11 protein-coding genes are annotated in these 13872 nt (G+C 57.2%); 7 read left to right on the top strand and 4 right to left on the bottom strand.

Annotation, left to right across the window (positions count from 1 at the left end; translation table 11 throughout):
* The first annotated feature begins 82 nt into the window (after nucleotides 1-82).
* The 6 genes from mrcB (at nucleotide 83) to fhuB (ending at nucleotide 9852) form a co-directional block, all read left to right on the top strand.
* A complete protein-coding gene (mrcB, locus tag IBT47_RS22120) occupies nucleotides 83-2644 on the top strand; it encodes a bifunctional glycosyl transferase/transpeptidase (RefSeq protein WP_200563086.1) in 2562 nt (853 codons plus the stop codon).
* A 295-nt stretch (nucleotides 2645-2939) separates the two neighbouring features.
* Complete coding sequence (locus IBT47_RS22115; RefSeq protein ID WP_200563063.1) at nucleotides 2940-3674, top strand: phosphatase PAP2 family protein; 735 nt, start codon at nucleotides 2940-2942, stop codon at nucleotides 3672-3674.
* Between the two features lie 248 nt (nucleotides 3675-3922).
* A complete protein-coding gene (gene fhuA, locus IBT47_RS22110; protein WP_200563062.1) occupies nucleotides 3923-6142 on the top strand; it encodes a ferrichrome porin FhuA in 2220 nt (739 codons plus the stop codon).
* A 48-nt stretch (nucleotides 6143-6190) separates the two neighbouring features.
* On the top strand, nucleotides 6191-6985 hold the full coding sequence (gene fhuC / locus IBT47_RS22105) for a Fe3+-hydroxamate ABC transporter ATP-binding protein FhuC (RefSeq protein ID WP_200563061.1): 795 nt from the start codon (nucleotides 6191-6193) through the stop codon (nucleotides 6983-6985).
* Nucleotides 6986-6994: 9 nt separating this feature from the next.
* Nucleotides 6995-7876, top strand: a complete 882-nt coding sequence (gene fhuD, locus IBT47_RS22100; RefSeq protein ID WP_200563060.1) for a Fe(3+)-hydroxamate ABC transporter substrate-binding protein FhuD — start codon at nucleotides 6995-6997, stop codon at nucleotides 7874-7876.
* Nucleotides 7873-9852, top strand: coding sequence for a Fe(3+)-hydroxamate ABC transporter permease FhuB (gene fhuB, locus IBT47_RS22095; protein WP_234472050.1), 1980 nt, complete (start codon nucleotides 7873-7875; stop codon nucleotides 9850-9852). Before fhuD ends, fhuB begins: the two co-directional genes overlap by 4 nt.
* A gap of 121 nt (nucleotides 9853-9973) precedes the next feature.
* On the opposite strand, the gene hemL is transcribed toward fhuB, so the two are convergent.
* Nucleotides 9974-11254 carry a glutamate-1-semialdehyde 2,1-aminomutase gene (gene hemL / locus IBT47_RS22090; protein WP_200563059.1) on the bottom strand — a complete coding sequence of 427 codons (1281 nt, stop codon included), beginning with the start codon at nucleotides 11252-11254 and terminating at the stop codon, nucleotides 9974-9976.
* Between the two features lie 275 nt (nucleotides 11255-11529).
* Here hemL and erpA point away from each other — a divergent pair, with 275 nt between their 5' ends.
* Entirely contained in the window at nucleotides 11530-11874 is a 345-nt protein-coding gene (gene erpA / locus IBT47_RS22085; RefSeq protein ID WP_105595431.1) for an iron-sulfur cluster insertion protein ErpA, read from the top strand.
* A 74-nt stretch (nucleotides 11875-11948) separates the two neighbouring features.
* On the opposite strand, the gene IBT47_RS22080 is transcribed toward erpA, so the two are convergent.
* The 3 genes from IBT47_RS22080 to mtnN form a co-directional block, all read right to left on the bottom strand.
* Nucleotides 11949-12206, bottom strand: coding sequence for a hypothetical protein (locus IBT47_RS22080; RefSeq protein ID WP_200563058.1), 258 nt, complete (start codon nucleotides 12204-12206; stop codon nucleotides 11949-11951).
* Nucleotides 12207-12352: 146 nt separating this feature from the next.
* The gene (gene btuF, locus IBT47_RS22075) at nucleotides 12353-13147 is read right to left on the bottom strand and encodes a vitamin B12 ABC transporter substrate-binding protein BtuF (protein WP_200563057.1); all 795 of its coding nucleotides are present in this window, start codon (nucleotides 13145-13147) and stop codon (nucleotides 12353-12355) included.
* A complete protein-coding gene (mtnN, locus tag IBT47_RS22070) occupies nucleotides 13140-13838 on the bottom strand; it encodes a 5'-methylthioadenosine/S-adenosylhomocysteine nucleosidase (RefSeq protein WP_200563056.1) in 699 nt (232 codons plus the stop codon). Before mtnN ends, btuF begins: the two co-directional genes overlap by 8 nt.
* Nucleotides 13839-13872 lie beyond the last annotated feature (34 nt).

Below are 13872 nucleotides of genomic sequence, written 5' to 3'. Positions count from 1 at the left end.
GGAAGGTTCTTCTTCCGCAATAGCCAGAGTAAGACGAGAGTAGTCGGCGTTGCCGACGCCTGCCTCAGGAGAAATGAAACGAATGTCTGACGATCGCGAGCCTATCGGGCGCAAAGGTAAGCAGCCCAAGCCAACGCGGAAATCTGCGGGAAAAGGTCGCTACAGGGAAGAAGAGTATGACGAATATGACGATCAGGATGATGACCAGGAAGACGAGGAGGTAACCCCGGTGCCACGTAAGGGAAAAGGTAAACCACCGCGTAAAAAACGCCGTTGGCTACGACTGCTGCTTAAACTGCTGGTGATCTTTATTGTGGCGATGGCCGCCTATGGCGTTTATCTCGATTCACAGATCCGCAGCCGTATTGATGGCAAAGTCTGGCAGCTGCCGGCCACGGTCTATGGTCGTATGGTCAGCCTTGAGCCGGGCATGTCCTACAACAAAAAAGAGATGATCGCTCTGCTGGAAGGCACGCAGTACCGCCAGGTCACGCGCATGACGCGCCCCGGTGAATTCACCGTGCAGGCCAACAGCATTGAGATGATCCGCCGTCCGTTTGATTTCCCCGACAGTAAAGAGGGGCAGATCCGCGCACGTCTCAGCTTTAGCGGCGACAGCCTGAGCGACATTAAAAACCTCGACAACGGGCGCAGCTTTGGTTTCTTCCGCCTCGATCCGCGGCTGATTACCATGCTGCAATCGCCGAACGGCGAACAGCGCCTGTTTGTTCCCCGCGCTGGTTTCCCGGACCTGCTGGTGGACACGCTGGTGGCTACCGAGGACCGTCACTTCTATCAGCATGACGGCATCAGCTTCTACTCAATTGGCCGTGCGTTCCTCGCCAACATTACCGCCGGTCGCGCGGTGCAGGGCGGCAGTACGCTGACCCAGCAGCTGGTGAAGAACCTGTTCCTGACCAATGAGCGTTCACTGTGGCGTAAGGCGAACGAAGCCTACATGGCGCTGATTATGGATGCCCGCTACAGCAAGGATCGTATCCTTGAACTGTATCTGAACGAGGTTTACCTCGGTCAGGCGGGCAGCGATCAGATCCGTGGCTTCCCGCTGGCCAGCCTTTACTATTTCGGTCGTCCGGTTGATGAGCTGAGCCTCGATCAGCAGGCGCTGCTGGTGGGCATGGTGAAGGGCGCGTCGTTGTACAACCCGTGGCGCAATCCTAAGCTGGCGCTGGAGCGTCGTAACCTGGTGCTGCGTTTGTTACAGCAGCAAAACGTGATCGACCAGGAACTCTACGACATGCTGAGCGCGCGTCCGCTGGGCGTGCAGCCGAAAGGGGGAGTGATTACGCCGCAGCCTGCATTTATGCAGATGGTACGTAACGAGCTGCAGGCGAAGCTGGGTGATAAGGTTAAAGATCTCTCCGGCGTGAAGATTTTCACCACCCTGGATTCGGTTTCGCAGGATGCGGCGGAGAAATCCGTTGAGGATGGCATTCCGGCGCTGCGTAAACAGCGTGGCCTGAACGATCTGGAAAGCGCGATGGTGGTGGTCGATCGCTTCAGCGGTGAAGTGCGCGCAATGGTCGGCGGTGCCGATCCGCAGTTTGCCGGCTATAACCGTGCGCTTCAGGCGCGGCGTTCAATTGGTTCACTGGCGAAACCAGCGACCTATCTGACCGCGTTGAGCCAGCCGGATACCTATCGTTTGAACACGTGGATTGCCGATAATCCGATCTCGCTCAAGCAGCCAAACGGTCAGATCTGGCGTCCGCAGAACGACGATCGTCGCTTCAGCGGCCAGGTGATGCTGGTGGATGCGCTGACCAACTCGATGAACGTGCCGACGGTGAACCTGGGGATGACGCTGGGCCTGCCGCAGGTGGTGGACACCTGGACCAGGCTGGGCGTATCGAAAGATCAGCTACAGCCGGTTCCGGCTATGCTGCTGGGTGCGTTGAACCTGACGCCAGTTGAAGTTGCGCAGGCTTTCCAGACGATTGCCAGCGGCGGTAACCGTGCTCCACTGTCGGCGTTACGCTCGGTGATTGCGGAAGACGGCACCGTGCTGTATCAGAGCTTCCCGCAGGCGGAGCGTACGATCAGCGCGCAGGCGGCTTACCTGACGCTCTATACCATGCAGCAGGTTGCCGATCACGGTACGGCGCGTGCGCTGGGTGCCAAATATCCGAAAGCGATGCTGGCAGGGAAAACCGGTACGACCAATAACCTGGTGGACAGCTGGTTTGCCGGGATCGACGGTAAAGAAGTGGCGATTACCTGGATTGGTCGTGATAACAACCAGCCGACCAAGCTGTACGGGGCCAGCGGGGCGATGCAGCTGTATCGCCGCTATCTGGAAAATCAGGCACCGATGCCGCTGCAGCTGACGCCTCCTGAGGACATCGCCCGAATGAACGTCGACTCTGCCGGTAACTTTGTTTGTGGCTCCGGCAGCAGCAGCTGGCGTTCACTGCCGGTATGGACCACCGACGCCGATGCGCTCTGTCAGCAGCAACAACAGCAGTTTGATCAGCAGCAGCAACAGCAGCATATGCTGCAGCAAAACAACAATCCTCAGCAGAATCCTCAGGGGCAGCCGCAGACTCAGCCGCAGCAGTCACAGGATCAGCAGAAGGATAGCGATGGTGTCGCTGGCTGGATTAAGGATATGTTTGGTCAGTAATTAACCTGAACATATCAGCGTAACCGGGGAGATAATCTCCCCGGAAATAAGGCGTACTTCGGCATATCAGTAAAAAATAAGACCCGAATTCGATATTGTTATCAATTCGGGTTTTTTTATTCTTATGGGATTTGTGAATAATTAATTGTTTGTATTAACTATTTATTTTAACCTTGCGTGCTATTTAAACTTTTATTTTACATCCTTTTATAAAAACAGGATAGTGAGCGCATTTTTTAAACATCTGTTTCAGAGAGTATGTGAGCGCTGATTAATTTTATTAAAGGGATAATGCATGAAGCATAATTTAATAGTTTCCAGCTTGCTGTTTAGTGCTGCGTTATTATCGACGACCGCCATTCAGGCAGCCGATCAACCGCAATTAAAGCCCGCTCCACTTCACGAAGAATCTTATACCGTAGACAGCCTTTACTACCTGCCACCGCCGCCGAAACAGGGGGATGCTGCCTTTGAAAATGACAAAGCGGCCTATCGTAACGGCTTCAAAATGAAGGGATCGGCACGCTGGAAGCAGGCGGCGGAAGATGCCGATCTTCACCTGGCAAATCAGGCTAAGGTCTGGTCGCAAGCGCTGGGTGTTAATATCAGCGAAACCAGCACGCCGAAGACCTGGAAGATGTTGGGAGAGCTGCTGGTGGTAGGGGCTGATTATGCCAGCAACCGGGCGAAGCAGCATTACATGCGAGTGCGTCCGTTCGTGGTGTTTAATAACCCGACCTGCCGGCCTGCCGATGAAGCAGCGTTGCGAAAAAATGGCTCTTACCCTTCTGGCCATACCGCTTTTGGCACGTTGACGGCACTGGCATTCTCGCAGGCGAAGCCGGAGCGGGCAAAAGAGTTAATGAAAAAAGGCTATGAGTTTGGTCAAAGCCGGGTTATTTGCGGTGCCCACTGGCAGAGCGATGTCGATGCCGGACGTTATGTTGGTGCAACCGAATATGCACGCCTGCAAACGTTGCCTGAAGTCGATAAACAAATAGAGCAGGTTAAAGCAGAACTTCATCAGTAAGTATCTTTAATCTATTTCCGGTAATATTATTGATTTGCTATAGATCTTATTTTTAACCTTACAAACAATAATCTCTTTTCTGGTTGCGTGAGCATTGCTTGCGCGGCCTTTTCTGCGTTTCAACAAGCCGATTTTTTCTTGCAGAACTTGCTTTGTTTCGCATATTATCTAATCCGTTATAATAATAATTCTCGTTTAGCTTCACATTTACCACTCACTCAATCACTCTTTGTTCAGAGAAAAGCAATATGGCCCATTCGCGCGATTTTTCATCAAATAATTCAATCATAAACACCCGTAAGCGTCAGCTGGCAATTTTTGTCGCCATGTCGCTGGCGGGAGTAGGCAATGCGATTGCCGCCGGTGAACAGACGATCACCGTAAGTGCTAATGCCGCGAATGGACCGCAGGAAAGTGCATGGGGACCTTCCCCGACGATTGCAGCAAAACGTTCTGCAACCGGGACGAAAACGGACACCGCACTTGAAAAGAACCCGCAGTCCGTTTCGGTGGTGACCAGCCAGGAAATCGAACTGCGCCAGCCGCAGTCGGTCAAAGAGGCCTTTGGCTACAGTGCGGGGGTGATGGTAGGCAACCGTGGTGCCTCTAACGTCATTGACGCTTTGTCTATTCGCGGCTTTAGCGAAACCAATACTAATCAGTATTTTAATGGCCTGAAGCTGCCCGCTGACTTCTATTCTGAATTTAGCATCGATCCTTACTTCCTGGAGCGCGCGGAGTTGCTGCGTGGTCCTACGTCCGTGCTTTACGGGCGCAGTAACCCTGGCGGAATTGTATCGATGATCAGCAAGCGTCCGACCACGGAAACGCTGCGTGAAGTGCAGTTCCAGATGGGCAGTAACAATCTTTATGCCACCGGTTTTGATTTTGGCGGCGCGCTGGATGACAACAACGAATTTTCCTACCGTCTGACCGGTAAAGCCAGCAGTGCCGACTCACAACAACAGATGAACAAAGAGAAGCGCTACACCATTGCGCCTTCGTTCAGCTGGCAGCCAGATGAGAAAACGAACTTCACCTTCCTCAGCTATTTCCAGAACGAGCCGGAAACCGGCTACTACGGCTGGCTGCCGCGTGAAGGGACGGTGGTTCCGCTGATCGACGCCAATGGCAATCAGCACAAGCTGTCGACCGATTTTGATGACGGTGACGGGAAAAATAAAATTTCCCGCAAGCAGCAGATGGTGGGTTACAGTTTTGACCACGAATTTAATGACACCTGGACCGTGCGCCAGAATCTGCGTTATGCGAAAGTGCAAACTGATTACCGCAGCCTGTACGGTTACGGTGTGATACCGGGTACCACAACCCTGCAGCGCTCGACCGCTGTCTCTGATGAAGATCTGAGTTCGTTCGCTGTTGACACCCAGGCACAGGCGAAATTCGCTACCGGTGCGGTGGATCACACTCTGCTGCTGGGCGTGGACTTCCAGCGTATGCATAACGATATCAATGCTGGCTTCGGTTACCTCGCGGGTTCTTCTCTTGATCTGCTCAACCCGCAGTACAGCGAAGATGCTATGGTCACCACTTATCCGAATAGCGTGGTTGATAAGCAGCAGCAGACAGGTTTGTATGCGCAAGATCAGATTGAATGGGATCGTTGGGTCCTCACGCTGGGCGGTCGTTACGACTATGCGATGACCTCCGTTTACAACCGCAATGCTGCCGCCGGAACCGATCCGCTGGATAAACGCAACGACCAGGCCTTTACCTGGCGTGGCGGCGTAAACTACGTCTTTGATAACGGTATTGCGCCTTACTTCAGCTACAGCGAATCCTTCATTCCAACGTCAGGTAAGTCCTATACCTCTCAGGCATTTGAACCTTCCCGCGCTAAGCAGTACGAAGCAGGCGTGAAGTTTGTGCCGAAGGATCGTCCGATCATTATGACCGCAGCTGTTTATGAGCTGACCAAAACCAAAAACCTGACCGCTGATGCCGATCACCCTGGTTACAGCACTATGGGCGGCGAAATTCGCTCACGTGGCATTGAGTTGGAGGCCAAAGCAGCGGTTAATGCCAATATCAATGTGTTGGCGTCCTATAGCTTTACCGATGCAAAGTACACCAAGGATTCCGAGCTTCAGGGCCAGCGCCCGGTGCAGGTGCCAAGAAATATGGCTTCCCTGTGGGCTGATTACACCTTCCATGAAACCGCTCTCAGCGGCCTGACCATCGGCAGCGGCATTCGCTACGTGGGTAACAGCGTGGGTCAGTACAGCACCGGAACCGATATCAATAAAAACTTCAGCGTAGCCTCCTACTCGGTGGTTGATGCGGCGGTGAAATACGATCTGGGTCGCTTCGGCCTGCCGGGCTCTTCCGTCGGTGTGAACATCAACAACCTGTTCGATCGTGAATACGTTGCCAGCTGCTACCGCGACTACGCCTGCTACTGGGGCGCGGATCGTCAAATCGTTGGTACTGCTACCTTCCGCTTCTAAATGTCTAACCGGGCGCGGTTCGCTGCGCCCGCCAATCAGAAGATCGCTATGCAACCTCAGCACGCTACAGAAACGACTTTCTCTCTCGATCACGTCAGTTTTACCGTTCCTGGCCGAACACTGCTTCAGCCGCTGTCTCTGACCTTTCCTGCCGGAAAAGTCTGTGGGCTGATTGGCCACAACGGTTCCGGTAAATCCACCCTGCTTAAAATGCTCGGCCGCCATCATGCGGCAACGGCGGGGCAGGTGATGCTCAACGATCGCCCGGTGGCGGACTGGCAGAACAAAGCCTTCGCCCGTGAAGTGGCCTATCTGCCGCAGCAGCTGCCTGCCGCTGAAGGGATGACGGTGCGCGAGCTGGTGGCGATTGGCCGCTACCCGTGGCACGGTGCGTTAGGGCGTTACGGTATTGAGGACCGCGAACGCGTGGATGAAGCCATTGCGCTGGTCGGCCTGAAGCCGTTTGCCCAGCGACTGGTGGACAGCCTCTCCGGAGGAGAACGCCAGCGTGCGTGGATTGCCATGCTGGTGGCGCAGAACAGCCGCTGCTTGCTGCTGGATGAACCGACTTCCGCACTGGATATTGCCCATCAGGTTGAAGTGCTGGCGCTGATCCAACGCCTCAGCCGCGAGCGTGGTCTGACGGTGATTGCCGTGCTGCACGATATTAATATGGCTGCCCGCTACTGCGACCACCTGGTGGCGCTGCGCGGTGGTGAAATGATTGCTCAGGGCGATCCTGAAGCGATTATGGATGGCGATGTGCTGCAGGAAATTTACGGTATTCCGATGGGGATATTGCCGCATCCGCAGGGTGGGGCACCGGTAAGCTTTGTTTACTAAGGATTGATTGTGACCCCGGATATCACACGCCGCCGTCTGCTGACGGCGCTCGCTTTTTCTCCGCTGCTCGCCCATCTTCCCGCTATTGCCCAGCTACCGACCGAAGAGCGGATTATCGCGCTGGAGTGGCTGCCGCTGGAGCTGTTGATGGCGCTGGGCGTAACGCCAATGGGCGCCGCTGAACTGTTTAATTACCGCCAGTGGGTCGGCAAGCCGGAGCTGCCGTCTTCCGTTGTTGATGTCGGGCTACGTACCGAACCTAATCTTGAGCTGCTCACCCAGATGCGGCCGTCGCTGATCCTCTATTCTCAGGGCTACGGTCCCGATCCGGCCCGCTTTGAGCGCATCGCGCCGGGCCTGGGGTTTTCTTTTAACGATGGCAAAGGTAAACCGCTGAGCGCCGCCCGCGACTCGCTGATGGCGCTGGCTAAACGCATTCATCGCGTGCCGCAGGCGGAGGCGCATCTGGCCGAACTGGATGCGTTGATCCTGCGGGTGAAAACCCGTCTGGCGGCACGACCGCAGCGACCGCTGCTGCTGATGTCTATCTTCGACGCACGCCATGCCATTGTGTTCAGCGCGAACGGTCTGTTCCAGCAGGTGATGGACGAGCTGGGGCTGGTTAATGCCTGGAAAGGGGAGACGACTTTCTGGGGCAGCGTGGTGGTCGGTATTGAACGCCTGGCCGATATGCACGATGTTGAGGCGATTAACTTTGAGCACGACAACCAGAATATTATCGACCAGGTGACGTCCGCTTCGCTCTGGCAGTCGCTGCCGTTTGTCCGCGAGGGCCGTTTCCGCCAGGTGCCACGCGTGTGGTTCTACGGCGCAACGCTGTCGGCTATTCAGCTGATCCATACTCTTGACAGCGCGCTGGGGGAAAAATGATCAAAACGTATCGCTTACCCATTTTCCTGCTGCTGCTGCTGTTTGTTTCCGCGCTGCTGCTGACCCTCAGTAACTTTAAACATCATCTGCCGATGGATCAGTGGCTGCTGGCGCTGCGCTCCCCGGATTCCGATAACATTCAGCAAATGGTGTTCCACCACAGCCTGCTTTCGCGCCTTGCGCTGTCGCTGCTGGTCGGTGCCGGGCTGGGGCTGGTCGGCCTGCTGTTCCAGCAGGTGTTGCGCAACCCGCTGGCGGAGCCGACCACGCTTGGCGTGGCTAGCGGTGCCCAGCTCGGTATCACTGTGGCTACGCTTTGGAGCCTGCCCGGTGGATTAGTCACCCAGCAGCTGGCGGCGACCATCGGAGCGGTGGCTATCGGTCTGCTGGTGTTTGGCGTGGCGTGGGGTAAACGCATGTCGCCGGTGACGCTAATCCTCGCCGGGCTGGTGCTGTCGCTCTACTGCGGTGCGGTAAACCAGATTTTCGCCATCTTTAACCATGACCAGCTGCAAAACATGTTCCTGTGGAGCACCGGTTCACTGAATCAGATGGACTGGAGCAACGTCAGCTTTATCTGGCCGCGCCTGCTGGCCGGTGTGGTGCTGACGCTGCTGATGCTGCGGCCGATGACCCTGATGGGGCTGGACGACGGCGTGGCGAAAAACCTTGGGCTGGGGCTGTCGCTGGCGCGTTTTGCCGTACTGGCGATCGCCATTCTGATCAGCGCCTCGCTGGTGAATGCCGCCGGGATTATCGGCTTTATCGGGCTGTTCTCCCCGCTGCTGGCGAAGATGCTCGGTTTCCGTCGTCTGTTCAGCCGTCTGCTGCTGGCACCGCTGATCGGCGCACTGCTGCTGTGGCTGGCGGACCAGTGCGTGCTGTGGCTGACCGATCGGCTGGGGGAAATCTCCACCGGAACGGTGACGGCGGTGATCGGTGCGCCGCTGCTGCTGTGGCTGCTGCCGCGCCTGCGGACCGGCGGCAGCGGTCCGGCGATGAACTTTGGCGATCGCGTGCCGGCGGAACGGCAGAACGTGCTGCTCTGGTCGCTGTGCTGCGGCGGAGTCATGCTGGTGCTGGCGGCGATCGCGCTGAGCTTTGGCCGCAATGCCGATGGCTGGGTATGGGCAACCGGTGACCTCTGGCAGCAGCTGCTGCCGTGGCGTGGCCCAAGGCTGGTTGCCGCGCTGGCCACCGGGATGATGCTCGGCGTGGCGGGTTGCATGGTGCAGCGCCTGACGGGGAATGCGATGGCCAGCCCGGAAGTGCTGGGCATCAGCTCCGGTGCCGCCTTCGGCGTGGTGATCATGCTGTTTATCGTGCCCGGTGATGCGTTTGGCTGGCTGCTGCCTGCGGGTACGCTGGGGGCGGCGGTGACGCTGCTGATCATCTCGATTGCTGCCGGGCGGGGGGGCTTCTCGCCGGAACGTATGCTGCTGGCGGGGATGGCGCTGAGTACCGCCTTTACCACCATCACCATGCTGCTGCTGGCCAGCGGCGATCCGCGGATGGCCAGCCTGCTGACCTGGATGGCGGGATCGACCTACAAAATCGATGCCCCGCAGGCGCTGCGTACGGTGATAATCGCCGTGGTGCTGATTGCGCTGGTGCCGCTCTGCCGCCGTTGGCTGACCGTGCTGCCGCTGGGCGGCATGACGGCGAAAGCGGTAGGCATGGCGCTGACGCCTTCGCGGCTGGCCCTGCTGCTGCTGGCGGCCTGCCTGACCGCTGCCGCGACGTTAACCATTGGTCCGCTGAGTTTTGTCGGCCTGATGGCACCGCATATGGCGCGTATGCTCGGCTTCCGCCGCGCGCTACCGCAGCAGGTGATGGCGGCGCTGCTGGGCGGTGGCCTGATGGTCGCGGCCGACTGGTGCGGGCGCATGCTGGCCTTCCCCAATCAGATCCCGGCGGGGCTGTTGGCGACATTTATCGGTGCGCCGTACTTTGTTTATCTGCTACGGAAGTCGTGATGAAAAAGACGAACCCCATCTGAAAAATGGGGGGCATCAGCAATATGAACGGGGCGAAAGCCCCGTTTTTTATACTGCGGTCAGCGACAGATGGCCGCCGACGCGATGCGAGGGAACGTGATTACAGCTTAGCGAAACTGCGGCGTGCAGCAGAAATCGTGCGCTGGATATCCTCTTTACTGTGTGCAAGGGACATAAAGCCGGCCTCAAACGCTGAAGGCGCTAAATACACCCCTTCTTCCAGCATCAGGTGGAAGAAGCGCTTAAAGCGTTCCACATCGCATTTTGTCACGTCTGCGTAGCTGGTGACGGTCTTTGCATCGGTAAAGAACAGGCCGAACATACCGCCGACGTGGTTCACCACCAGCGGGATATTTTCCGCTGCGGCGGCTTCCAGCAGGCCTTCCGCCAGTTCAGTCGTCAGATCGGTCAGCGTGGCATGGGTACCCGGCTGAGAGATTTCGGTCAGGCAGGCGTATCCTGCCGCCATCGCAATCGGGTTGCCGGAAAGCGTGCCCGCCTGGTAAACCGGACCGACCGGCGCCAGCGCATCCATCACTTCACGGCGACCGCCGAACGCGCCCACCGGCATGCCGCCGCCGATGATTTTGCCCAGGCATGTCAGATCCGGCTCAACGTCGTAGTAAGCCTGCGCGCCCGCCAGCGCCACGCGGAAACCGGTCATCACTTCATCGATAATCAGCAACGCGCCGAACTCATCGCACAGCGCGCGCAGGCCCGGCAGGAATTCCGGCAGCGGTGGGATACAGTTCATATTCCCGGCCACTGGCTCAACGATGATACAGGCGATATCTTCCGGGTACTGCTCGAAGGCGGCACGTACGCTGTTGAGATCGTTATAGGTGCAGGTCAGCGTATGTTTGGCGAAATCGGCCGGGACACCCGGAGAGTTCGGCTGGCCGAGTGTCAGCGCACCGGAACCGGCTTTCACCAGCAGGCAGTCGGCGTGGCCGTGGTAGCAGCCTTCAAACTTGATGATTTTATCGCGGTGGGTGAAGCCGCGCGCCAGGCGAATGGCGCTCATGGTGGCTTCGGTTCCCGAGTTAACCATGCGCACCGTATCCATGGTCGGCACCAGTTCGGTGACCAGCTGCGCCATTTTCACTTCCATCTCGGTTGGCGCACCGAAGCTGAGGCCGCGCTCGGCCGCCTCGATCACCGCATTGCGAATAGCGGGATGGTTGTGACCGAGAACCATTGGCCCCCAGGAACCGACGTAGTCGATATAGGCTTTGCCGTCGGCGTCATACAGCCAGGCACCGTCGGCGCGTTCAATGAAGAGCGGCACGCCGCCGACGCCGGTAAAGGCTCGCACCGGCGAATTCACGCCGCCGGGGATGAATTGCTGCGCCTGAGCGTACAGGTTTTCAGACTTACTCATGGAACCGCTCCTGATTATTCATTAAAAAAACCCGTCTATTCTAAGTGAACACCTGCGCGAAACGAAAGGCAGAAAAAATTAACTCAGAGACTGCGCTTGTATTCCACACTATCTGCCCGCACTCTGAGTACGGTAGGGCAGCAGATAGGGATCACCGCACGGGGTGGTACAGCCATAACTTGATTGCTACCCCTGCGTATAAGATAATAGCCATAACAATGGTCGAATAATGACCTGTCAGGCAAATGGCCTGAGTGCATCCTGGAGTATTTTAAATGAGCGACGACGTAGCCGTACCCCTGCAGTTTACCGAAGCAGCGGCCAGTAAAGTGAAGAATCTGATTTCCGATGAGAACAACCCGGATCTGAAACTGCGCGTGTATATCACCGGCGGTGGTTGCAGCGGTTTCCAGTACGGCTTCACTTTTGACGATAAAATTAACGACGGTGACATGACTATCGAGAAAGCGGGCGTAGCGCTGGTTGTCGATCCGATGAGCCTGCAGTATCTGGTCGGCGGCGCGGTGGACTATACCGAAGGGCTGGAAGGTTCGCGCTTTATTGTGACCAACCCGAATGCGAAAACCACCTGCGGCTGCGGTTCCTCCTTCAGCATCTGATTGCTTCTCTTCTGAGATTACCCTGGCCTGCACGGTAAGGGTAATCACCCGGCACAGCGGTGCCGGGCAGGGCTTTACCATTCAACGGTGATGAGCCTTTTTTCCAGATCGGTTTCCGTTTTTGGGCTGAGAATCGCCTCGGTGATTTTCGGCTGAACGTCGTTGCGCGTTCCGCAGGCGACGGTGGGCAGGTGTGAGGTGGCTGACATACTGCCATTAACCTGGCACGGTGGTGCAATGATGGTGAGTTGCACACCAATGGTGCCGCTGGTCGCAGCCACACAGGTATGCGCCGCCATTATCAGTCCCAGAGACAGATAAACGGTTTTCATGATCTGATTTTCCTGATGTTTCAATAAGGCCTGTTGGCCAAAATCAGGTAGCTCGCGCGACTGCACGGCTACCGTATTTCTTCTTCACGCTACTGGCCAAAAAGCGGCATTCAGTGCGCGATTCTTAACTGCGTTATGGGTATTTCTTACTTTCTGTCGGGCTGTAACTGGGCGCAAAGCTGCCGCGCGGCCAGAATGATGCGCGGCCCGGCCCGGCTGAACCAGTCGTCGTTGACCGTATAGACCGGAACCTTAAGCTGTGGTTGCCAGAACTGTTCAATCGTCACGGCCCGGGCGGCGTCACCCGGCATCACGATGGCCTGCGGCTGGCGCACCAGCACCTGCTCACGGCTGACCTGCGGCCAGGGCACGCGGCTGTCGGAAAAAATATTCTCTCCGCCGCACAGCCCGAGCACTTCGTTTTGCAGCGTGTTATCCGCTGCGGTAAACAGCGGCTTCATACCGAACTGCAAAAACACCCGCTTACGCTGCGGCTGGCGATAGCGCTGCTGAAGATCGTCGAACTGCTGCTGAAGTGTGGCAGCGGCCAGCTCTGCCTGCTGCGGCTGCGGGCTGTACTCTGCAAGCTGACGCAGGGTAGCGATAAGCTGTTCGATAGAGTCCGGGGCCAGCCACAGCACCTTCACGCCCAGCGACTGGAGCTGCTCGATCTGGCGCGGTGATGTTCCTCCGCGCCAGGCGATGACCAGGTCGGGCTTCAGGCTCAGCAGCTTTTCAGTATTGATCCCCTGCCAGTTGGCCACGTGAACAATACTTTTTGCCTCCGCAGGATAATCCGAATAGTCGCTCACGCCGACCGGCGTGATGCCAGCAGCAAACGCCAGTTCGGTAAGATTGGGGGCCAGTGTGACCACCCGCTGCGGTGCCGCTGCTGCGGAAAAGGTCAGCCACAGCAGCAGGGCGATGAGGCCTTTAGCCATTGGCCAGGCGGGCCAGCAGCGTTTCAACCATCAGGGAAGACTGCGTAGCAGCAACGGCCAGGAATTCTTCAAAGCTGAGGTGAGATTCCTGGTCTGCCACATCGGAGATCGCGCGGACGACTACAAACGGCGTGCCGAACTGATGACACACGTGGCCGATTGCCGTGGCTTCCATCTCGACGGCGATCGCCTGCGGGAAGGTGCCACGAATGCGCGCCAGCGGCTCTGCACCGTTGATAAAGGCGTCGCCGCTAACCACCAGGCCGCGTACCGCATTCAGCTGCAGATCGCTGATGCACTGTTCTGCCGCCGCAATCAGCTTATCGTCGGCTTTAAACGCTGCCGGGCAGCCGGCCATCTGGCCTGGCTCGTAGCCGAAGGCGGTAACGTCGGCATCGTGATAGCGCACTTCATCGGAAACGACGATATCACCGACTTTCAGCGACGGGGCCAGGCCACCGGCAGAACCGGTATTAATAATGAAGTCGGGTTTACACAGTTCCAGCAGCAGCGTGGTGCCCAGCGCGGCGGAGACTTTACCAATGCCGGATTTCAGCAGGGCCACCTCAACGCCGTTTAACGTACCGGTATAGATTTCGCAGCCTGCCAGCGTGAGCGTTTGACGGTTTTCAATCTTGTCACGCAGCAGCGTCACTTCCTGTTCCATTGCACCAATAATGCCTGCTTTCATGGGGATACTCGCTATTTCAGTGGAATTTTTCGTG

This window comes from Erwinia sp. S43 (assembly GCF_016624745.1).
GTDB classification, from domain to species: Bacteria; Pseudomonadota; Gammaproteobacteria; order Enterobacterales; family Enterobacteriaceae; genus Erwinia; species Erwinia coffeiphila.
Note: the sequence above shows the minus strand (reverse complement) of the source record. Positions and strands in the feature narration are given on the sequence as shown.

Excerpts from the sequence above, each read along its gene's own strand:
- mrcB (WP_200563086.1), top strand. The coding sequence starts at position 83 with ATGTCTGACGATCGCGAGCCTATCGGGCGCAAAGGTAAGCAGCCCAAG.
- IBT47_RS22115 (WP_200563063.1), top strand. The coding sequence starts at position 2,940 with ATGAAGCATAATTTAATAGTTTCCAGCTTGCTGTTTAGTGCTGCGTTA.
- fhuA (WP_200563062.1), top strand. The coding sequence starts at position 3,923 with ATGGCCCATTCGCGCGATTTTTCATCAAATAATTCAATCATAAACACC.
- fhuC (WP_200563061.1), top strand. The coding sequence starts at position 6,191 with ATGCAACCTCAGCACGCTACAGAAACGACTTTCTCTCTCGATCACGTC.
- fhuB (WP_234472050.1), top strand. The coding sequence starts at position 7,873 with ATGATCAAAACGTATCGCTTACCCATTTTCCTGCTGCTGCTGCTGTTT.
- hemL (WP_200563059.1), bottom strand. The coding sequence starts at position 11,254 with ATGAGTAAGTCTGAAAACCTGTACGCTCAGGCGCAGCAATTCATCCCC.
- erpA (WP_105595431.1), top strand. The coding sequence starts at position 11,530 with ATGAGCGACGACGTAGCCGTACCCCTGCAGTTTACCGAAGCAGCGGCC.
- IBT47_RS22080 (WP_200563058.1), bottom strand. The coding sequence starts at position 12,206 with ATGAAAACCGTTTATCTGTCTCTGGGACTGATAATGGCGGCGCATACC.
- btuF (WP_200563057.1), bottom strand. The coding sequence starts at position 13,147 with ATGGCTAAAGGCCTCATCGCCCTGCTGCTGTGGCTGACCTTTTCCGCA.
- mtnN (WP_200563056.1), bottom strand. The coding sequence starts at position 13,838 with ATGAAAGCAGGCATTATTGGTGCAATGGAACAGGAAGTGACGCTGCTG.